General features: G+C 38.8%; 15 protein-coding genes and 1 pseudogene. 4 read left to right on the top strand and 12 right to left on the bottom strand.

What is annotated here, in order from left to right; genetic code table 11:
- Nucleotides 1-1,180: 1,180 nt before the first annotated feature.
- Both H5058_RS12625 and pyrC read right to left on the bottom strand, forming a co-directional pair.
- The gene (locus tag H5058_RS12625; RefSeq protein ID WP_002961702.1) at nucleotides 1,181-1,384 is read right to left on the bottom strand and encodes a cold-shock protein; all 204 of its coding nucleotides are present in this window, start codon (nucleotides 1,382-1,384) and stop codon (nucleotides 1,181-1,183) included.
- Between the two features lie 493 nt (nucleotides 1,385-1,877).
- Complete coding sequence (gene pyrC, locus H5058_RS12620) at nucleotides 1,878-2,930, bottom strand: dihydroorotase (protein ID WP_086993324.1); 1,053 nt, start codon at nucleotides 2,928-2,930, stop codon at nucleotides 1,878-1,880.
- 206 nt (nucleotides 2,931-3,136) lie between these two features.
- Between pyrC and H5058_RS12615 the strand changes: the two genes are divergently transcribed.
- Entirely contained in the window at nucleotides 3,137-5,506 is a 2,370-nt protein-coding gene (locus tag H5058_RS12615; protein ID WP_182678481.1) for a GGDEF domain-containing protein, read from the top strand.
- 123 nt (nucleotides 5,507-5,629) lie between these two features.
- Here the strand turns inward: H5058_RS12615 and H5058_RS18505 are convergent, their stop codons facing one another.
- Nucleotides 5,630-5,695, bottom strand: a complete 66-nt coding sequence (locus H5058_RS18505) for a hypothetical protein (RefSeq protein WP_231613568.1) — start codon at nucleotides 5,693-5,695, stop codon at nucleotides 5,630-5,632.
- Nucleotides 5,696-6,072: 377 nt separating this feature from the next.
- Here H5058_RS18505 and H5058_RS12605 point away from each other — a divergent pair, with 377 nt between their 5' ends.
- Nucleotides 6,073-6,960 carry a LysR family transcriptional regulator gene (locus H5058_RS12605; RefSeq protein ID WP_011327866.1) on the top strand — a complete coding sequence of 296 codons (888 nt, stop codon included), beginning with the start codon at nucleotides 6,073-6,075 and terminating at the stop codon, nucleotides 6,958-6,960.
- Between the two features lie 53 nt (nucleotides 6,961-7,013).
- Nucleotides 7,014-7,778 carry a YdcF family protein gene (locus H5058_RS12600; protein ID WP_182678479.1) on the top strand — a complete coding sequence of 255 codons (765 nt, stop codon included), beginning with the start codon at nucleotides 7,014-7,016 and terminating at the stop codon, nucleotides 7,776-7,778.
- Between the two features lie 409 nt (nucleotides 7,779-8,187).
- Here the strand turns inward: H5058_RS12600 and H5058_RS12595 are convergent, their stop codons facing one another.
- From H5058_RS12595 to H5058_RS12580, 4 genes and pseudogenes are all read right to left on the bottom strand, one after another.
- Nucleotides 8,188-9,369: an MFS transporter gene (locus H5058_RS12595; RefSeq protein ID WP_182678477.1), complete on the bottom strand. Its 1,182-nt coding sequence runs from the start codon at nucleotides 9,367-9,369 to the stop codon at nucleotides 8,188-8,190.
- Between the two features lie 106 nt (nucleotides 9,370-9,475).
- Nucleotides 9,476-9,878 (bottom strand): annotated as a pseudogene (locus H5058_RS12590) (VOC family protein).
- Between the two features lie 107 nt (nucleotides 9,879-9,985).
- Nucleotides 9,986-10,309 carry a YnfA family protein gene (locus H5058_RS12585; RefSeq protein WP_011327860.1) on the bottom strand — a complete coding sequence of 108 codons (324 nt, stop codon included), beginning with the start codon at nucleotides 10,307-10,309 and terminating at the stop codon, nucleotides 9,986-9,988.
- Nucleotides 10,310-10,618: 309 nt separating this feature from the next.
- Nucleotides 10,619-11,371, bottom strand: a complete 753-nt coding sequence (locus H5058_RS12580) for a Nif3-like dinuclear metal center hexameric protein (protein WP_011327858.1) — start codon at nucleotides 11,369-11,371, stop codon at nucleotides 10,619-10,621.
- A 150-nt stretch (nucleotides 11,372-11,521) separates the two neighbouring features.
- On the opposite strand from H5058_RS12580, the gene H5058_RS12575 reads away from it, so the two are divergent.
- Nucleotides 11,522-11,863: a hypothetical protein gene (locus tag H5058_RS12575; protein ID WP_011327857.1), complete on the top strand. Its 342-nt coding sequence runs from the start codon at nucleotides 11,522-11,524 to the stop codon at nucleotides 11,861-11,863.
- Between the two features lie 127 nt (nucleotides 11,864-11,990).
- On the opposite strand, the gene H5058_RS12570 is transcribed toward H5058_RS12575, so the two are convergent.
- From H5058_RS12570 to H5058_RS12550, 5 genes are all read right to left on the bottom strand, one after another.
- Nucleotides 11,991-15,173: an amidohydrolase family protein gene (locus H5058_RS12570; protein WP_182678475.1), complete on the bottom strand. Its 3,183-nt coding sequence runs from the start codon at nucleotides 15,171-15,173 to the stop codon at nucleotides 11,991-11,993.
- Between the two features lie 99 nt (nucleotides 15,174-15,272).
- Entirely contained in the window at nucleotides 15,273-16,097 is an 825-nt protein-coding gene (locus tag H5058_RS12565) for a M90 family metallopeptidase (protein ID WP_182678473.1), read from the bottom strand.
- Between the two features lie 58 nt (nucleotides 16,098-16,155).
- On the bottom strand, nucleotides 16,156-19,044 hold the full coding sequence (locus H5058_RS12560; RefSeq protein WP_182678471.1) for a ligand-binding sensor domain-containing diguanylate cyclase: 2,889 nt from the start codon (nucleotides 19,042-19,044) through the stop codon (nucleotides 16,156-16,158).
- A 136-nt stretch (nucleotides 19,045-19,180) separates the two neighbouring features.
- Entirely contained in the window at nucleotides 19,181-19,819 is a 639-nt protein-coding gene (locus H5058_RS12555; RefSeq protein ID WP_080516808.1) for a chloramphenicol acetyltransferase, read from the bottom strand.
- Nucleotides 19,820-19,942: 123 nt separating this feature from the next.
- Nucleotides 19,943-20,983: a Glu/Leu/Phe/Val dehydrogenase gene (locus H5058_RS12550; RefSeq protein ID WP_089368020.1), complete on the bottom strand. Its 1,041-nt coding sequence runs from the start codon at nucleotides 20,981-20,983 to the stop codon at nucleotides 19,943-19,945.
- Nucleotides 20,984-21,372 lie beyond the last annotated feature (389 nt).

The following is a 21,372-nucleotide window of genomic DNA, read 5'->3' as shown; positions in this document are numbered from 1 at the left end:
ACAACATTCATAATTAACAACTTAAAAATAAACATTATTATAACATTTGACATTAACTATTTAGAGACTAAAAAAAAAATATAAATAACCTTCTATTATTTTATCTTTAACAACTTTTGAGCGTTTTATAGACGAAAACTCATTTGTACCATAGATAATCTACAACCCACTTCATAATAACTATTGTGTATTACATTATAAAAAACTAATCATAAAGGTAGAATTCAAACAATAAATATGGCTTATCCATTTTTTAAAATGCAAAAATAATATAAATCATTACCACCCTATTAGCACAATGTTTATTTTTAATGTTTGCTACTAAAGCGGTATCTGCAGGCTTATTTTAGAGTAGTTGATAATTACTACATCCCCTAAGGCAATAATATTAATATGCTTAATTAAAAGGGTTATTTTAATGACGAGCAAGCCTCTTGTTCTTAATCAAGGCTTTATATTTCGTTGTTCTGAATTATTACTTTGCCATCACTTTCACTTAGTACACTCGTGTGGTGACTAAAAATTACTTTTAACGCAGCTAGTGATGATTTAATTCTATAGTCTGATCATTTTTTATTAATTTAAAGTGATGTGGATTGATTAACACAGCATTAAAGCTAAGGAGTGCTTACCCCTTAAACTATGAGGCTGGTAGTTTGTAATATCCTGTTGTAGCGCCTTTGTACGCTCGCAGCACTTACATACGCAACTTACATGCGTACACAAGTTACTTTTAATAACTTTGACGACCTTGTATCAGCTTATTAAAACTGCTTTAAATTCAGTGGGAGTAAATAACGAAGGGGGATTTAAATTAACTGCGCACAAACAAAAATTAGTTACTCTATTTAAGTTACTTTCAACACAGTGAAGAAGCTATTTTATCTTTTTTAAAAATATTACCATTAAACTTTATAACCCATGATTTGCTGTGTTTGTGGTTATTTAAACTATAAATAGCAAATACATAAAGAATGATTTTATTTATTGAGTAATGGAATTTTTAAAAATTGTAATTATTAAAATGACGCACAACAACAGAGTGTTTAAGTTGATAAGTGATAATTAAAATATTTAGAGGTAGCTATTTTGATTTGCGGGAATGTGAATTATTTAAAAAGAAAATTATGGTGAAACAGTAGCCTGTTTCACCACGTTGAACGAAGGTTCACATAATAAATTATGCTGCTTCTACGTTCTCAGCTTCAGGGCCTTTTTGACCTTGCTTGATGCTGAATGTCACTGCTTGACCTTCGCTAAGAGTGCGAAAACCAGAACCAGTGATTGCGCTGAAATGTACAAACACGTCAGGACCATTTTCTTGTTCAATGAAACCAAAGCCTTTAGCTTCGTTGAAAAACTTTACTTTACCAGTAACCGACATACTAAATTTTCCTGTAAGTCAATAATTAAAATTCAGCCATATTATTATGGCAATATCCTCCTTGAATCAATGCTCAAAAATATGGAGGTACAGTACAGGAAGAAGTAATAACCAAACCGGTAACCTTAAACGCAGCACAACATCCGTAAATTCATTAGGCAAAAACTCAAAGCAAGTTAAGATTAGCACATTAAATTTTATTTCGCTCTATTAATTAGAAAATATTTATCAATAATGCGTTGTTTCTGATTTTTTTTCTTAAACGGTTAATTTAAAAGCAAATAAATATAGATTTTATCCTGTAATTGTCACCTTGCTGGCAATACCATTAAACGCTTTAGTATTTTCTATAATCATCTAACAATAAATCTAAAGCGCTTTTCTAAAATTACCAGCTGATTCTACCTAAACTTTAAACTCCGTTTAAAAAATGAAAAAGCCGCTTAGCTAAGCTAAACGGCTTTAAAAATTTTAGGTATTGTGAGCAACCAGGCTACTTAACTTGCCAGTCAATTGTATCCTCTGCCTTTATAGGTACTACTTGTGAGTCGCCAAGCGTATAACTTGCAGGCACTTGCCACGGGCTTCTTTCTAAAGTAATGGTATCTTTATTACGTGCAAGGCCATAAAAGTCTGGTCCAAAAAAGCTTGCAAAGCCTTCCAGTTTGTCTAGTTTACCAGCGCCTTCAAATGCCTCTGCGTATAACTCAATAGCAGCATGTGCGGTATAAGCTCCTGCACAACCACACGCAGCTTCTTTTTTATCTTTATAATGAGGCGCTGAGTCAGTACCTAAAAAGAATTTTTTATTACCACTTACTGCAGCAGCCATTAAAGCATGTTGGTGAATATTACGTTTTAAAATAGGTAAACAGTAATAATGTGGGCGAATGCCCCCTGCCAGCATATGGTTGCGATTGTACAGTAAGTGATGAGCAGTAATTGTTGCTGCAACATTATCCGGCGCATTAGTTACAAACTCTACCGCATCTTTGGTTGTAATATGCTCAAGTACTATTTTTAGCTCAGGAAAGTCAGTTACTACATCACCTAAAATCGTTTCGATAAATATTTTTTCACGGTCAAAAATATCAATAGACGAATCTGTCACCTCACCGTGTATTAAAAGCAGCATGCCTACGTCTTGCATTGCAGCTAAAACAGGGTAAATATTTTTAATTGAGGTAACACCTGAGTCTGAATTTGTTGTTGCACCTGCCGGATATAGTTTTGCTGCAACTATTTTGCCAGTTGCTTTGGCTTTTATTATTTCATCTGGGGTTGTTTTATCTGTAAGGTATAGCACCATTAAAGGCTCAAAATTGCCTTGTGGGCCTGCAGCCATTATACGTTCTCTGTATGCTAATGCCGTATCTGTACAAGTTGCTGGCGGCATTAAATTAGGCATAATAATTGCTCGACCCATATAACGGCTAATATCACGAACCGTGTCTTTTAATTGATCACCATCACGTAAGTGTACATGCCAATCATCTGGCCTGGTAATAGTGAGTGTTGCTGCAGAGTCTGTATTTTTAACGGTCATGAGTTGGTCCCTAAGCTAAATTTATCCGATCATAGGCATAGGACGTTTTCGAGTAAAGATCTTATTATAAATAATCAACCTTTGTAGCGCTGCAATTAAACTTTACAGTTTACATAAAGCAATTATCATTTTGTTTTGTAGGAAAGTTAATACCATGTTAAATTAGTACCCGTATTTATACTTAACTAAGAACTACATTATTTGCTATGCCTAACAAAGTAGATATCACTACAGCGCTCGAGGTTAAAACCGATCAGCTGAGTATAATTAATCAGTTCTCCTCAAGCTTGCTGCAATTAGATACGCTTGATGAGCTATTTGAATATGTAACTACCCAAGTGATTAATAGGCTTGGCTTTGTTGATTGTGTTATTTATCTTGCTGATACTGCCAATTTAACGCTTATTCAAGCCGCTTCTATGGGCGTTGCCAGTGAGCGCAAAGAATATCAAGCACAGAGAAAAGTGATCCGCTTTGATGAAGGTATCACCGGCTATGTAGCAACCACAGCTAAAGCAATCATGATTGGCGATGTAACCAAAGATAGCCGCTACATTGCTGATGAGCGCCCTGCTCAATCTGAAATATGTGTTCCACTTATATACAAAGATCATGTTTTAGGGGTAATAGATTGTGAGCACCCAATTAAAAATTACTTTACTAACTCGCACCTCGAAATACTCACTACGGTTGCTCACTTATTAAGTGCCAAAATAAACCAAGTTAATACGGTAAACAGCTTACAAACAACGGTTTTACAATTAAATAATGCCCAAAAGTTAGAAAATAGCCTGCTGCAAATTGCAAACTTAACTTATAAAGCTAAAAATTTAGACGTTTTTTTTGAATCGCTGCATTTAATTATTAATAGTTTACTCCCTGCCGATAACTTTTTTATAGCGCTATACGATAAACAAATTGACGTGTTAGATATTGTTTATATTGTTGAAGAAGGCATTAAAACCAACAGCCATCAAAAAATTTCAAAAGAGCAATTAAAAGATACTGCCTCGTATTATTTATTAGTTACGGAGCAATCTTTACTGCTCACTAATAGTGAGTTTTTACACCATGTAGAACAACAGCATTTTAAAATGGTGGGTAGGCGCGCAGAATCTTGGTTAGGTGTCCCATTTAGGGTAAACGATCGCCATAGCGGTGTTATAGTAGTGCAAAGTTACGATAAAGCACTACATTACAGTCAACACGATAATGCGCTGCTGACCTATGTTAGCCGACAAATAAGTATGGCGATTGATCGCCAATTAGCTCGCCAAGAACTAGAGCACCGCGCCCTGCACGATGACCTCACGGGCCTAGCTAATCGCTCATTACTTATTGAGCGAATTAAGCATGCTATTTTACGCCTTGCAAGAGCAAAAAAAGGCACTAGCCACGCCTTACTCTATTTAGATTTTGATCGCTTTAAAAGTATTAATGATTCACTTGGTCATGAAGTTGGTGATCACTTTTTAATAAAAATATGCCAATTAATTAAAGGCACGGTGCGCAATACCGACACATTTTCACGTTTAGGTGGCGATGAGTTTGCTATTTTTATGGAAAACATCACTCACCGCAATCAGGTAACGGATGCGCTCAAACGCATACAACTTGCCCTTTCAAAGCCAATTAATATTGACGGCCACCTATTACAAGCATCTACAAGTATTGGCGTAGCATTAAGTGATAACGAAAACGACAAAGCCTATATTTTATTGCAACAAGCTGATGCAGCTATGTACGAAGCTAAATCGACAGGACGCGGACAAGTTAAGCTATTTAATAATATTATGCGCAAAAAGCTTAAAACACATGCCGATATTGAAAACGACTTACAACACGGTATAGAGCACAATGAGTTTGAGCTGTATTTTCAGCCTATATTTACCATTGCAACATGTGAAGTAATCGGTTTTGAAGCACTTGTTCGTTGGCATCATCCCAGTAAAGGGTTTGTACCGCCAAATGACTTTATCCCAATTGCTGAAAAAACCGGGCAAATAATTAATTTAGACTTACATTTATTAGATTTAGCCGCACAACAAATTAGCACTTGGCATCAACAAGGACACCGGTTTTTAAAAGTCACCGTTAATGTATCGTCTCGTCACTTTGCCAGTTTAGATTTTGTGGCACAAATTCACGCTATTTATAATAAATATCAGCTCCCGCTGGGATCTTTGTGTTTAGAAATTACTGAATCGGGGTTAATCGAAAATTTAGACTTAGCTACGCAAATAATTGAAGGCTTATCGCCATTAAAAGTAAAGCTTTGCCTTGATGACTTTGGTACAGGTTACTCAGCGCTTGGTTACTTACATCAGCTACCTATTCATATTTTAAAAATAGATAAGAGCTTTATTGATCACTTACATGACTCAGCCAACCCACTCGTTGATGCTATTTTGTCGCTAGCAATATCACTTAATCTTGCAGTGGTTGCTGAGGGGATTGAAACTGCAGAGCAACTCGCTATTTTACAAACTACGCAGTGCAATTACGGGCAAGGCTATTTAAAATCAAAACCGGTAACAGCCCAAGAAGCTATTTTACTAATCGACGCCCCACTATAATAAAAAGCCAGCTAATTATTGCTGGCTTATTTTTACGATTATTTTTATATAAGTAATATACGTAAGCTACATTTTTAAGGTGTAGATCTAACCTTTAACTCTTCACGCAGCTCTTTGGTTGTTTTAACCATGTTGGTAAGTGCTTGTCCCATGATCTGGTTTTAAACCACAATCTGGATTTATCCACAAACGCGCAACCGGTGCTTTAGCTGCTTTGTGAATAATTGCTTTTTATCCATGCAATACTGGGCATCTTAGCTGTATTAATATCCTAATACACTTGGTCAGTGTCATTCGGGTAATCAACATTTCAAACCTTTGTAATAAATCCATGCTCGCCCACAATATTTTTAGTAATCACACCAAAACCCAACATGAGCTAAACTCATGCAAAATCCATCAAATCTATTTTAAAATGACTTTCATGATTAAAAAACTTAATGTTAAGCATAGAGGTTACTAATAAAACACAATTAACAGCCTTCTAGACGTTGAAACGTTTTTTGTAAAAGCGTAATATGTGCTTACTCTGAGTTAACTCACCTTTTTCATGAGAATTTTTAAAGATGATTGGTCTTAAACACTTAAAAACCATTGCTACCTTAAAAGAAACGGGATCTTTGGTTAATACCGCACGTGAGTTATTTTTAACGCAATCGGCTTTATCACATCAAATCAAAGATTTAGAGAACAAATTAGACTGCCAATTGTTCGAGAGAAAAACCCAACCAGTACGATTTACCCCCCAAGGTATGCTATTACTTGAATTAGCCCACGAAATATTACCAAAAGTAGAAGCAACCAAGTGCCGCTTAAAAGAAAGTTTAAACCAGCCTATTTCACAAATGCGCTTAAGTGTTGAGTGCCATGCGTGCTTTCATTGGTTATTGCCAACAATTAAAGAATTTAATAATTTTTGGCCCGATATAAAAATTGATTACGAACGCGGTTTTAGCTACGACGCCATCCCTGATTTATTAAGTGATGAACTTGACCTAGTGCTCACCTCAGATATACGCGAACCCGACCAGCTAGAATACGCCCATTTATTCGACTTTAAATTAAAGCTCATTGTTGCCCCCGACCATGATCTTGCTAAAAAAGCCTATGTAACTGCGCTTGATTTAAAAAACGAAACTATTATTTCCTACCCTATTCCGCGCGAACGCCAAGATATTTTTAAACACTTTATTCAAAATGCCCGTTTTGATGGCACACTTAAAACAGTTGACCAGGGATTACTTATTTTTCAACTCGTTAGTGCGGGCATGGGCGTGGCTGCATTACCCGACTGGCTGGTTACACCTTACGAAAGCCAAGGATTAATTAAGTCAATTCCGCTAGGAGCATTAGGCTTAACTCGCCCTATGTATTTAGCGATGAAAAAAGAAATGAAAGACAACCCTGTTTATCGTCACTTTTTAAATACCTGTAAGTTAAATAACGGTCGATAAACATCTTACACATGAGTAATATAAAGCTAACTTAGCTTTTTATATTACTCATTATGTTTGCCATTAAAAAATTATTGGGTGGTTTATTAATGCCACTGCCTTTAATGGGTCTATTTGCCCTTATTATGCTACTTTTGGCATTTAGAGGTAAAAGATCTGCTTTATTTTTATCTTTTATAAGCTTAGCGGCGCTGCTTTTAGTCAGCACACCGCTGGTTGCTAACCTAATTATAAAAAATAACGAGTCACCCGCACTGGCATTTAATTCATTAAAACAGCCAAAAATTGACAAAATAGTCGTACTCGGTTGCGACATTAACCCCAACACGGCTTTAAGTGCTAATAACCAACTTGGCAACTGCGCACTTACTCGTTTAGTCGAAGGCATAAAGCTAGCCAAACTCTACCCAAATGCACAACTTATTGTATCGGGCGGCGGATACCAAAAAGTCACTAATAGTAGCTTAATGTATAACACAGCAATAAATTTAGGCATTAATAAAAATCGCTTAGTGCAAAATCCAGCGGCTATGGATACCCCAGCCGAAGCAAGATTATTAGCCCCCACATTAGTTGACTACAAAGTGGCATTGGTTACTTCAGTTTTACATATGCCGCGCGCAAAAGATTTATTTAACGCCCAAGGTGTTGAGGTAATAACAGCGGCAACTGATTATCATAACTTTGCTGTGTTACCTTGGCACAAACAACTCGTACCAAATGCCCAAGCTTTGCATGTAGTAACACAATACAGCCATGAGGTAGTGGGTAAAGCGTGGATCAGCATGCGCCGTTGGATAGACCCAGAAGCACTTTAACGTAAGTTCAACACAGTAAATTACAAATAGTGTATTAAACCGGATTACTTAAATAAGTGTCCGGTTTTATTAATTTATAACTCTTTTGCCAATAACGTGTGTCGTACATTTTGCCAATGCGCCACATAACATCCCACAAAGTTACACGTGTTAGTGCACTTACCAAAGACAGCTTTGATTACTTTGTTAAGCAACAAGCAGTGACTTTCCATCGCGCTTAGAGTCAAATTCCAAATGCTAAAGCAGATACATAGGGAGCTCACTTTAGGCCATTTTGCTGCATGAACAAGCTATAACTATAACCATCATCATCCGGCACTAGAGGGAGTAATATTAGTTACACTACCTTTCAATTGGCCACTTCACTTTAACTGTATAGATTTTATTTTCTTAGTATCTATAAGCTTTTCTAAAACACTTTACTTAAAGTTTTTTTCGCAAAAAATGAGATAATAATACCCGGAATAGATAAAGCAACGGCAAAGTACACCAAGCTCATAGGTGAATAAATCCCCAGCAGCAGCCCAGCAACAGAAGATGCGATCATAACGGATAAATTAAATACCGAGGACTGAACTGAAGTAGCAACATCTTTAGCATTTTTTACCTGCCTGCTAACGGCGGCCTGCATTAAAGTGACTAAGGGACCAAATGAAAGACCCCAGATAAAAAAAGCAAAATGCCCTACACCTTTTACTTTGCCAAACATTAGTAATGTGAGCATAGAAACAATAAGTAATGCAAACATGGTTATTGTTAATAGCCGCAGGTATTTATCGATAAGTTTTATAGCTAAAAAAACAGAAATCATCGAACCTATACCAAAAAACAATAAAGCACTTTCAATCCCACCAGCTAAACCAATTTCCTCAACCAGGCTTGTAATGTAAACATAGGCACCATAATGTGCGGTTACACCAAGCAAGGTAAGCACAAGAATAACTAGTACAGCTGGATTTGTTAATACCGCAAAAGGTGAGGAGCTTTTGCTCAGCTTTTCACCGGGCGCAGAAGGCAAAGCAAAAAAGCTAATAACTGCAATAGCAATAATAACCAGCCCAAAGCCAATAAACTCACTTCGCCAACCATATTCATTGCCAATAGTCGTCATTATGGGCATACCAATACTAATTCCCAGCGTGGTGCCTGCCATAATAACCGCAATAGCCTTGCCATGATGTTCCTCATCTACCAGTCGCATACCGTAAGCTGCAATCATTGGCCACATCACACCTGCACAAATGCCTCCGATAATTCTAAGAAAAATAATAACGTTATAATTATCAATCAGCCCAACCACAATGTTTGAAACGGCAAAGCCACTCAACAAAAGCAGCAGTAAGTGCTTGCGATTAAATTGCATCGTCATTGAAATGAGCGGAATTGCAAATATCGCTGAAGCAATGGCGTAGTAGCCCACCAAATTACCTGTTTGCATCTCACTAATATTGAGATCGGCCATCATTAAAGGCATAACACCTGAGGGCATCAGCTCCGATAATATCCCTACAAAGGTCACTGACGACATCAAGATCATAATCAGCCATGGAAAAAAGCTAGCGCTTTTTTGAGAAGTATTTTCAGTGTTCATAATTTTTATCGGTTCTTAACTTTTTAAATTTATTGGCTTAGATGCTGCCAGATTAAGTGTGTGGTGAAAACAGCTGTTGTTCCTATAGTCTATTGTTAAGTGCATACTATTTGGTTGTGCTGTTGAGTTGCAGTAAATCCCATTTATTACTATATAGGTCTTGAAAAAACACTACTGTGCCATACTCTTCAACTCGTGGCTCTTCATTAAATACAACATCATTTGCTTTCATTAGCTCATAGTCTCACCAGAAATCGTTGATCTGTAAAAGTAAGAAAACACGTCCACCGGTTTGGTTACCAACAGCTTGTGTCTGCTCGTTTGTGCTCCTAGTAAATTCGTACCATTAGAATAGGGAAGATAAACCTAAACTCAGCGCTTCCCGCCACCTAAATCAGTATCTTCGAGGAATGTAAATTGAAGTTTTTTAGTATACAACGCGATAGCATCATCGTAGTTTTTAACGATTAGAGCTACATTTTAATGTGCGGTTGAACTGATTTAGACATGGTAATTTCCGGATATGTGCAGCTTTACTAACTACGCTGCAATTACAAACCTTAAAATAGGTGTTTTTTATTTTCCGTGATGGAAACTACCACCTCTGATACTATTGTTATACGCTACGTGGAGCAAACATTATTATAGCCATACCTACAAGTGCTACACCAGACCCCACAAGATCCCATGTAGTTGGACGAATACCATCAACAGCCCACAACCACAAAATAGCCATGAAAATATACACGCCACCATAAGCAGCATAAACCCTACCTGCAGCGGCTGGATGCAACGACAATAACCAAGCAAATATAGCCAGGCTGAGGGCTGCAGGAACCAGTAACCAAACCGATTTCCCCTCACGCAACCAAAGGTATGGTAAATAACAGCCAATAATTTCTGCCAAAGCCGTAATTAAAAAAAGACCAAATATTTTCATTTCGCTCAAAAGTGACTCCTCTCATTACTTATATTCGAGGCTCTGAAGTTTCTAGTTATAGAAAAACGGCTTCAAGCATTCCTCAAAAACGCGATCACGACTTAAATCTAAAGCAGCTCATAAATATAAAATAGCCGCATAGGTTAGTAGCTTAAGATTTATAGCTTAAGCTTTACCTGTCACTTTGTATTTAGTAAAAACCACCCAGCCGCAACCTTCACTAACACATGTATTAATATGGTTTTTTGTATTGTTTACCAAAGCCATGAGAGCTAATGATGATTTTATATTTATTGCATTTTTAACTATTTATACTGGGTTATCTATGTCAATAAATGTGACGTCAAAACCATGCTCTTGAGCGAGTAGCTCACCTAATGCTTTAATGCCGTAGCGCTCTGTGGCGTGGTGCCCTGCGGCAAAAAAATCAATATTTTGCTCGCGCGAGCTATGAATAGTTTGCTCCGAGGCTTCGCCAGTTAAGTAGGCGTCAAGGCCTTGCTCTGCAGCTAGGTCAATGTAACCTTGCCCGCCACCGGTGCATAACCCAATTGTCTCTATTTTATCGGTTCGTACTAAACTGCTCAGTGGTGATCTGTTTAACACTTGAGCTATTTTATTGGCAAACTCTTCACCCGTTAACGGTGTTTTTAAACGCCCTTTCATTGCTACGCTGTTTGCAACAGGCTCTAAACCCGCTTCAATTTCAATATCTAGCAACAGTGCTAATTGTGCGTTATTACCAAGTACCGGATGTATATCGAGCGGTAAATGATAAGCAAATAAGTTAATGTCATTTGCTAATAACGCACCAATGCGGCGTTTTTTCATACCTGTAATTGGTTGCGATTCGCCTTTCCAAAAATAACCATGGTGCACTAATATTGCATCAGCATTTTTTTCTATTGCAGCATCAATCAGTGCTTGGCTTGCAGTAACACCAGTAATTATGGTTTTAATTTCATTTTTGCCTTCAATTTGTAGGCCATTTGGGCAAAAATCATTAATTGTGTGGGGTTTTAAAATGTCATTTAACAGCTGGTTAAATTCTCGACGTTGCATACAAGCTACCTTACTTAACACTGAATTTTGTGCAAATTTTGGCTGTTTATGAGCTAAAATGGAAGGAAAATCGCAAAAAATTGAAAAACACTTTTAAAATAGGTATAAATAGGACTTCTTTATCTGTGTTAACAACGTATAGGGTCTCTAATGAGTAAACTAGACAAAACAGCAGTGTTATCTGCCTTTGAATCAGCGTATGAAGCTGCCAACGGTAAAAAACCTGAAATCACTACAAAACCAGGCTGGTACAGCATCGATGGCGGCAAAAATTTACGCCTAGCTGATGTAGCAGAGTTAACTAAAAAGTTAACTTCTGGCAAAACTGCTAAAACGAAAAAAACTAAAGTGGCTGCGCCTGCTAAAGCACAGAAAAAAGCACCATTTACTGTTGTTACCGAAAATGAAGACGGTTATACAGCTGAAGAGTTTTGGATTGTAGAATTAGCGCGTAAAGAGCACGATTGCCGTTTACCGCGCGGTGTTGTTTAACATCCTAATGTGATTTTAAAATAAACCGCGTTAAGCGGTTTTTTTATGCCTAAAAAAAGCGGCTAACTTAACACTAAGTTAGCCGCTTTTAAATGCGTTAACGTTATTTAAACTCTAACTTTAAATGTTATTTGTTGTTTTCAAAATAAAGTGGTTTACGCTGTTTTTTACCCACTTCAACCATAGTTGCGGCATTAAATAAGCGGCCGTTGATCATGGTGTAGTCAATTTTGTCTGAGTCGCGGATATTACTTAGCGGATCGCCATCAATTACCATTAAATCAGCAAGTTTACCTACTTCTAGCGATCCGACGTTTTTATCTAGCCCTAAGTACTTAGCTGGATCGAGTGTAGAGGCTCTAATTGCTTCAAGTGGGGTCATGCCACCTTGGGCAAACATCCACATTTCCCAATGCGCACCTAAACCTTCACGTTGGCCATGCGCTCCTAAGTTAACTAGTACACCTAGGTCTTGCAGCTCAGCAGCTACGCGGGCATTGTTAAAATGGTTATAGTGATGCTCGGGTGCTTTAACGCGGCGCATTGAGCGCGGTAATAATTGGTTTTTAGGCACAAATTTACTTAACCGTGGGTGATTCCACACATCCGTTTTATCGTACCAGTAATTTTCGCCCCAAATACCGCCATAGGCTACAACAAGCGTTGGTGTATAACCTACATCACTTTGTGACCACAGCTGTTTTATATCGTCGTAAATATGCTCTACCGGAATTGAATGCTCAATGCCTGTATGCCCATCTACTATCATACTTAGGTTATGTTGTAGTAATGAGCCACCTTCGGGCACTACCATCATTTGCAGTTCACGCCCCGCTTCTATTACTTGCTGGCGTTGCTCGCGACGTGGTTGGTTGTACGATTTAACACTAAACGCGCCAACCTTTTTTAAACGCTCTAAATGAAATTTAGCATCATCTAACGAGTCAATATGCGAGGTATACCCTGGCATATTGGCGCCATACAAAATAGTACCGGTAGAGAATATACGCGGGCCAACTATCATGCCTGCTTTTTGCATTTCACTGGCGGTGAATATTTCTGAGGTGTCGTTTGATGGGTCGTGAATTGTAGTTACACCTAATGCAAGCCCTGCAAAGTTTTTCCAGTTTTGTTGTGGAATAATTTCATCACTTGCTTGCGAGCCATGTGCGTGGGCGTCGACTAGCCCTGGCATAATCGTTTTGCCCTTTACATCAACTACTTTAGCACCTTTGGGAATGCTTACTTCAGCGCCTGTACCAATGGCTTTTATATGCTTACCATCGGTGATAATCACACCATTTTCAATAACTTTTTCGCCATCCATAGTAATAATTTTAGCGCCCGTTAGAGCTATCATGCCCTTTGGCTCAGCCATTTTTTTACTAAAACTAATGTTATCGCCACTTTTTACTTTAAAGTCTTTATCGTCAGCTTTATTAATAGCAAACATACCCTCAAGGCTGGCATGATAAAGTTCAGGACCTAAAGTCCAATACAGTTTATTGCTATTAGCGCTCCAGCTAATATTTTCTCCCGCACGAACAGATAACTGCTCAATAGGAAATTGGTTGTCTGTAGGGCTAATATTAAGCGTTTTACCGCTTTCTACAAACGGTGTTACAAATACTTTAAAGCGCTCAGCAAACGCAAGATATTGGCCATCTGGCGATACTCTAAACTCGGTGGCATGCTCAGATTCGTAAAGCTTACGCACTTTTTTAGTATCAAGTTCTACTACACTCAGCGTTGGTTTTGGCCATGGGCTCATGATGTACACTCGATCGTTAGCTGCGCCAAACTGTGGCTGATAGCCATTTTTTGAAATTAACTCACTTTTGCCGCCTTTAGTACTTACGCTGTAAACTCCTGGGTTTAGTGACCACTTAGGGTTTAAAATACTGCCACCGGTGGCTTTGCGATAAACCACTGTTTTACCGTCTGGGCTAAAGGTAGGCTCAACGTACTTACCCGGTTGCTCAGTTATGGTGTCTCCACGGCCACTGCTCGCAGAAACCACACGTACTTGGCCTTGCTCGTTATCGTCCCACGTGGTGTACACTATTTTTTTGCCATCGCGCGAGTACTGCGCAAATAACTCGTAATGATCGGTTTGTTTGGTTAAACGCTTAATTTTACCTGATTCTAAATCACGTTTATAAATGTGTCCTAACGCTTCAAAAATAGCCGTTTCACCATCTGGGCTAATTTTTACGTTACGCAGCATTTTTACATCAAATTCATCTGTATCGAGGTTTTGTGTAAAACGCACTGCTTTTTGAATTTTTTTAGTGGTTTGTACTTTAAAAGCAATGGTTTCTACCGATTTATCGCTAACATCGAGTTTATGTATTGTGCCACCAGCCCAAAATACCAGCTGTTGGTTATCTGGCGTCCAAGCAATCGTGGGGTAAACACCATGAATAGCCCAGGTTTCTTGCATATCACGCTCTAACTTATCGTACAGTTTAGTATGCTCACCGCTAGTTAAGTCGTATAAATACAGGCTAGTTTGAAAGTCGTCACGCTTTATATAGGCAAGCTTTTTACCATCGGGTGAAGGTGTTGGTCTTATTGCGCCACCCATGCCACTAATCACCGTTTCAATTTCGCCGGTTTCACGGTCGTAACGTTTTATTTTATAAATTCCCGCTACAGAGTCTTTTGAATAATGAAAGGTTTTACCTGGCGTTGCATCATGTGAAAAGTACACATAACGACCATCGGGCGAAAACATTGGTTCACCCAAATCTTTTTGATCGTCAGCTCGCTTAGTAAGCTGTACTCCTTTGCCACCCGCTTTATGATAAAGCCATACTTCGCCTGCCCCTAATGAGCGACTTGCGGTAAAGTGTTTACGGGCAACTAGGTAGTCGCCATCAGGACTCCATGCAGGGCTGTTTAATAAGCGAAAGGTTTCGTCGGTTACTGCACTTTGGTTTTCGCCGTTTAAATCCATAATCCAAATATTATCGCCGCCACCTTGATCTGAGGTAAAAGCAATGTGTTTACCATTTGGGCTAAAGCGCGGTTGCATTTGCCATGCAATATCTGAGGTAAGTTGTGTGGCACTGCCACCACTTATTGGCATAGTATAAATATCGCCAAGTAAATCAAACACCAGTGTTTTACCATCAGGGCTAATATCTAAGTTCATCCATGTGCCTTGATCAACACTAATGGTGGCATCTACAAATTGCCCTTTAGGTGAATCTACTTGCCATTTTGGCTCATCGTCTTGTTGGGCTTGTGCGTTGCCTAATGCCAATGACACAGATAAAGTTAGCACCGTTTGCAGCATTTTTTTCATGCAATTCTCACTTATTATTGTTGCTCTATGTAACTCTCTTACATGATTGCAACAAAAACGCCGACAAGTTGCCAGCGTTATAGGATGAAATGCCGTAAATTAATGCCAGACTATAGGGTCAAATTGATAATAGTCCACCAGCAAGCGATAAATTTCAGGGTCATATCGACGCAGCTCTGCTGGTTTTTCTAAAAAGGTTTCGGTGATCACCGCAAAAAATTCAGCCTCATTAGTCGCACCATAACTATGAATAACATGCTCCATACTATAAGCAACATGACTTTTTAACTGATTAAAGGCACGACTAAATACGCGCCCCCATTCTTTATACTCGGCTGAAGTTTTAAGTAACGGCGTGCCGGTTGTTTTGCCGGTTTCTTGATCTAGCTGATGCGCAAATTCATGAAACACTAAATTATGGCCATCACTGGGTAATCTATTCCCCTCTAGTACATCGTGCCAACTAAGTACTAGTGTACCGCCTGGCCACGACTCTCCAAGCCTAACTGCATTATGATAGCTAACTAAGCCAGCACTATCACGCGTTGACTGCGGTGCATAATAAGCACTTGGGTATAGGAGTATTTCTTTTACATTTTTGTAAAGTGGCCAAGGTTTATTGAGCACAAGCAAGCAGGCATCGGCTGCTACAATTAGCTTCATTGCACCTGTTAGTTTTAAGCCATCGCACCCTACAAAGCGTTTTTCACTTAAAAACCACATAATATGACGCTCTAACTTTGCTCTATCAGCATCGGTCATTTTTTTATAAATAGGCATACAACGCAGTAAAATATCTTTTTGCTGCGAATTAAGCTCAAGAGTTTTATATTTACGTTGCCATAATCTATTTTGAATAGCTGGCCAACGCCAAAAAATAACCACAAAAATAATTAAGATAACAATTAACAATCCATTTATCATGCTGATGCCTTCGCTCAATGTATACTCTCTATATGTGTGCGACTGAGGCACTTTTCAATTACATGATTTCGGTACGATTACGGCCACCGTTTTTGGCTTTGTATAATGCCTGATCGGCTCCTGATAAAAGTCGGTCGTAATCGTCTATATTATTAGAATCAGAAACACCAAAACTCGCGGTTACTTGATGCAGCCCAGCAGCAATTACTGAAAAATCGTTATTTGCAATTTCTTCCCGTAATAGTTCACACATGAGTTTTGCTTCTGCTGCAGTTTTGTTAGGAAACACTAAGGTAAATTCCTCCCCGCCCCAGCGAGCTACTTGTTGCTCTCCTTCACAGCGCGATTTAAGCATTTTGGCTATTTCACAAATAACTTTATCACCAACAATGTGTGACCAGCCATCGTTCACTCGCTTAAAGTGATCTATATCCATGATAGCAATAGCTAATATTTTATTTTCCTGCTTATAAGTGGCAAAATTTGCTGCTAACCAACTATCGAAAGCGCGCCGGTTAGGCATGTCAGTAAGTTGATCGTGAGTGGCTTGATAAGCAAAAGCATTGGCCTGTTCTTGAAGGTCCTGTGTTTGCTTTTCTACTCGTTTAGTTAGCTCTGCCTCTACTTTTTTATAATGATATAAGCGGTATTTATAAATAGCATATATAGTGACCAAAAAAGTAAAAAACAGTGTTAATTTAAAGCTCAGTTTTTTCCAATAATGCGCCTGAATTATAAAGCTAATTTTTTGCTCATTTTGCTGCCATTGAGTATTTGGATACCCGGCGCGCACCTTAAACGTATACTTACCTGCAGGTAAGTTGGTGTATTCTGCACCTGTCATGTGCTGGCGGTTTACCCACTCTTTATTAAAACCTTCTAACTGTGTTTGAAAACTTAAACGCTGCGGCATAATAAAACTCAAACCCGCATACTGAAAAGATAATCTTGAAACATTAGGCGGCAATAATACTGTTTCACCATCTAATGGGAGCGCTGTTGCTCTGCCGTTAACGCTAAAGCTCTCAATCATAGTAGGCAAATCTACTTTGCTTGATGCTTGCAATAACTCAGGTTTTAGCGCGCTTACTCCTTTTGCAGTAGCAAACCAAATGGTGCCATCTTTATGCACTGTTGCTGATGGGGTCGAGCCGCCATTAACTTGTGCACTGAGCATGCCATCGCCCTCGTCATAAAGTTGAAATACGAGTGGAATATTTATATTTTTTTGTTTTTCATCAAGAACATGATTAACGTGCTGGCGATCAACCTGAATAACCCCGCGGTTACTCGATAACCAAAATGAATCTTTATGAACCACAATTTGAAATAACTTATCGACTGGCAGCCCTTGCTCCCGCCCTAAAATAGCCATTTTGCCCGCACTGTGCTCATAGCGCATTAATCCACGATCTGTCGTCACCCATGTGTAGTCGTCATCGAAATAAAAACCAAATCCATACTCGGCAGCAAATTGCGCTGGAAAGCTTATAGCACTAAATTGCTCAGTTAGTATATTAAACACCACAACCCCATTGCCGGTGCCAATCCAAACATTGCCTTTGTTATCTTCACTGAGTGCTAAAATAAAACCGCTAGGCAGCTCTTTTTCATTGGTAAATTGCACTAATGAGCCATCTTTTTCAACTCGCGTTAACCCCATAGCAGAGCCGATCCATAATCGCTGTTTAGAGTCGAGTAATAGCCCTCTTACTTCGTTACTCCCAAGGCCATTACTACGATTTAAATAAGGCGTTATTTTATTATTACTGACCTTTAATACACCCGATGTATAAGTGCCTATCCATACATCGCCATCCTCGCCCTCCAGTAAACTCAATACCGAATAGGGAGAACCTTCTTTAGCACCTTCTATTTGAGTTACATTATTATTTTTAATTTTGTTAAGGCCGGCACTACTCCCTACCCATAAGCTACCATCGGAGTGCGATAATACCGTTCGCACGTAATCCCCAGCTAAACCCCGCTTAGTAGTCCAGGCGGTAAATGGCGCCTCCCTTAATCTAAACAGCCCGGCATTAGTGCCCACCCAAATACTGTTTTCTCTATCTTGTAATAAAGACAATATTCTATTAGCAGGGAGTCCGCCTTTCGCATCTAATTGCTCAAGCCCAGCCACACTGAGTCGAAAAATACCTTTATTAATAGTGCCAAACCATAAATCACCGTGGTTATCTTCTAATAAACTAGAAATAGACTCGACACTGAGCTGTGGATGGATGGCAGTAAATACTGCGTCTTTGAGAATATAAGCGCCGCGCTCACTGCCAATAATTAATTTCCCTTGGCGAGTAAGTAGTAGAGTATAAACTGCTGCATTGGGTAGCCCGTCATCGGCTGTTATTAAGCTTGCTTGCTGATCAACAATTTTATATAAACCATCGCTAGTAGCAGCCCAAATAACGCCATTGGCATCTTCAAGCACATGATAGGCGCTAACATTATGAACAATGGCCTGATCGTGTTTACTATTAGCCCCGCGGTAAAATACGCCATCGTTTTCTAATGCCAGCCAAAACCCGTCATCGTTACTTTTAATTATGTGATTAACCATAGCTGAGGCACTCGGCTGAGTATTCCACTGTCTATATTGATATAAGCTGATACCACCTCTTGCACCGGCTATTAATAAGCCGCCGTCATCGGTAGGAGTAAGTGCACGAAGCCCTGAGTCGGGAATATTATTTATTTCAGCGCGAGTAAATAGTTTAAATTCTTGGCCATTAAAGCGCGCTAAACCCTCCCATGTTGCTATCCATAAATAACCGTCTTGAGTTTGCGCTAAGCTATTAATACTATTGTGAGGCAGGCCTGAGCGGGTATTCCATGTTTCAAAAAAATAATCACTTAGAGGTAAACGAGCTTGTGACTGCACCTGACACGTGAACATGACGAAAAATACACATAAAATCCCTAAATGCTTCATCACTGCGACCTTTATAATTATTATTGATTAATTAGTATTACCCACCAAATTTAACGCAATCCTAAGTGATTAAAAACCAACCAAAACCAGCTAAACTAAGAAAATACTACCACAGCCTGCAGTAGCATTTCATTAACTAATCTTTACAAAAGTTATCAAATGTATCTTGTAAAATGTTTATAAACTTTGCCACGTGTAAACCATCCATTAAAGAGTGATGTACATCAATGGCTAAGGGCATAGTTTGCTGCTGTTTATTAAGCTGACCAAATACAAATTTAGGGATCCCTAAACATTTCCCTTCACTAAACGCATGCGAAAAAGCACTAAAATTTAGCCAAGGTAACACCGAAATATGAATTAAGTCGGCCTGCCCTTCGGTTTGTGCAAAGGCGTCAGAAAATAAAGGCTGCGATTTAGCATTAAAACTAACTGCGCTGGCATGCACGGCAAACTCAGTAAAGTTGGCCTTATCACTAAAGTAACTAAACCTGAACGAGTCATCTGCTGCCAGCTCAACCACACTAGCGCGGGTGTTACTTAGTAACCATGGCTTATCATTAATAATACGCAGCATAATTGGCGGGTACGCATGGCACGCTTTAAGTGTGGCATAAGTATAGGCCTGAAAAAAAGACAGCTGATGCGCTTTACAGTAATTATATAAGGCCTTCGCGTTTAGCTGTACACACACATTAAAGTAAGGTTGAGAAAAGTGTTTAAACAACTCAAAATGTTGTTTACGGGGCCAGCTATCAAAATCAATAGGCTGCATAGAAACAGGCGAAGAAGACATAGATAAATAAACACATAAAATAAAAAATTAAGTTTAACGTATAAACAAAAAAAAGGCGTGCAATTGCACGCCCTAATATTTACGGTTAACTTATTTAGCCGATTAAAGACCGTTTTTAAGGATCTCTTGTGCAAGCTCATCAGCAATTAAATGCGTAGATTTTTGCTCTTTTTCACTACGCGCAAAAATTTCAGTTAGGGTATCAAAAATACCTTCAACATGTTTATTTGACGCAGCAGCACTGTACCCTTCTGGTAGCGTTTCATAATAAACATTAATAATACCACCGGCGTTAATTACGTAATCTGGTGCATATAAAATACCTTTCTCACGAATAATTTCACCATGGCGCGATTGTGCCAACTGGTTATTGGCACAGCCTGCAATTATAGTAGCTTTAAGGCGCGGTATAGTTGCATCGTTTATAGTTGCACCTAGTGCACAAGGTGCGTACACGTCTACGTCTAAATCGTAAATTTCGTCAATGCCAACGGCTGTAGCACCAAATTCATTAACAACACGGTCAATTGCTGCTTGGTTAATATCAGTAACATATAGCTCAGCGCCTGCCTCTGACAAATGCTTACATAAAGTATAAGCAACTGTCCCTAACCCTTGTACTGCTACTTTAATACCAGCAAAGTTTTGATGACCACGCTGATGGTTTAATGCCGCTTTTATACCTAAAAACGTACCGTATGCTGTAAATGGTGATGGGTTACCACTTTTGCCTTCAAGGCCAAGTACATAACTGGTTTCTTTGTTCATCATTGCAACATCGTCGCAGTTGATATTTACATCTTCAGCTGAATAGTAGCTGCCGTTTAATCGCTCTAATTGACGACCAAAAGCACGGAATAATTGCTCAGATTTAATTTCTTTAGCATTACCAATAATCACAGATTTACCGCCACCAAATGGCAAGCGCGCAACTGCATTTTTATAGGTCATGCCTTTGGATAAACGCAGCACGTCGTAAACTGCATCTTCATCATTTGCATAATCCCACATTCTACATCCGCCCACTGCCGGACCTAGGTTAGTATTATGTACCGCAATGATTGCTTTTAAACCCGACTCTTTATCAGTACAAAAAACCACTTGTTCATGGTTATCAAATTCAACTTGATTAAACACAACCACTTTTAATACTCCGAAATAGTTACCCTTAAAGGGTATGCATGCATGAAATTGCCGAGACTTTATCACTTCGGATAACGCTTCGCTATACCATGAGAGGATAAACCCAAGCGCAAAACGGTATTGAATTAAATAACCAAATAAAAGCAATAAAGCACATAAAAAACACTAAAAAGTAGCGTATTTAAGTTTTAAATGCTAAAAACAACAAATACCACAAAGTTTACGCTTACGTGAACGTAACACACCAAGTAACTGTAAAGTTTAAATTACACGCAAGCATAATATGCAAACGCTTATGCTGCACAGGCTTGCCTTAAAAGGTGTTGGTTTAGGAGAACTGGTCAGAGCTGTTTACTCTTTTGCTAAGCAAATTAAATTACGGGCAATAG

It is taken from the genome of Pseudoalteromonas sp. SR45-4 (assembly GCF_014163535.1).
Taxonomy (GTDB): domain Bacteria; phylum Pseudomonadota; class Gammaproteobacteria; order Enterobacterales; family Alteromonadaceae; genus Pseudoalteromonas; species Pseudoalteromonas nigrifaciens.
The sequence above is the reverse complement of the archived record's forward strand: the minus strand, read 5'-3'. Positions and strand labels throughout refer to the sequence as shown.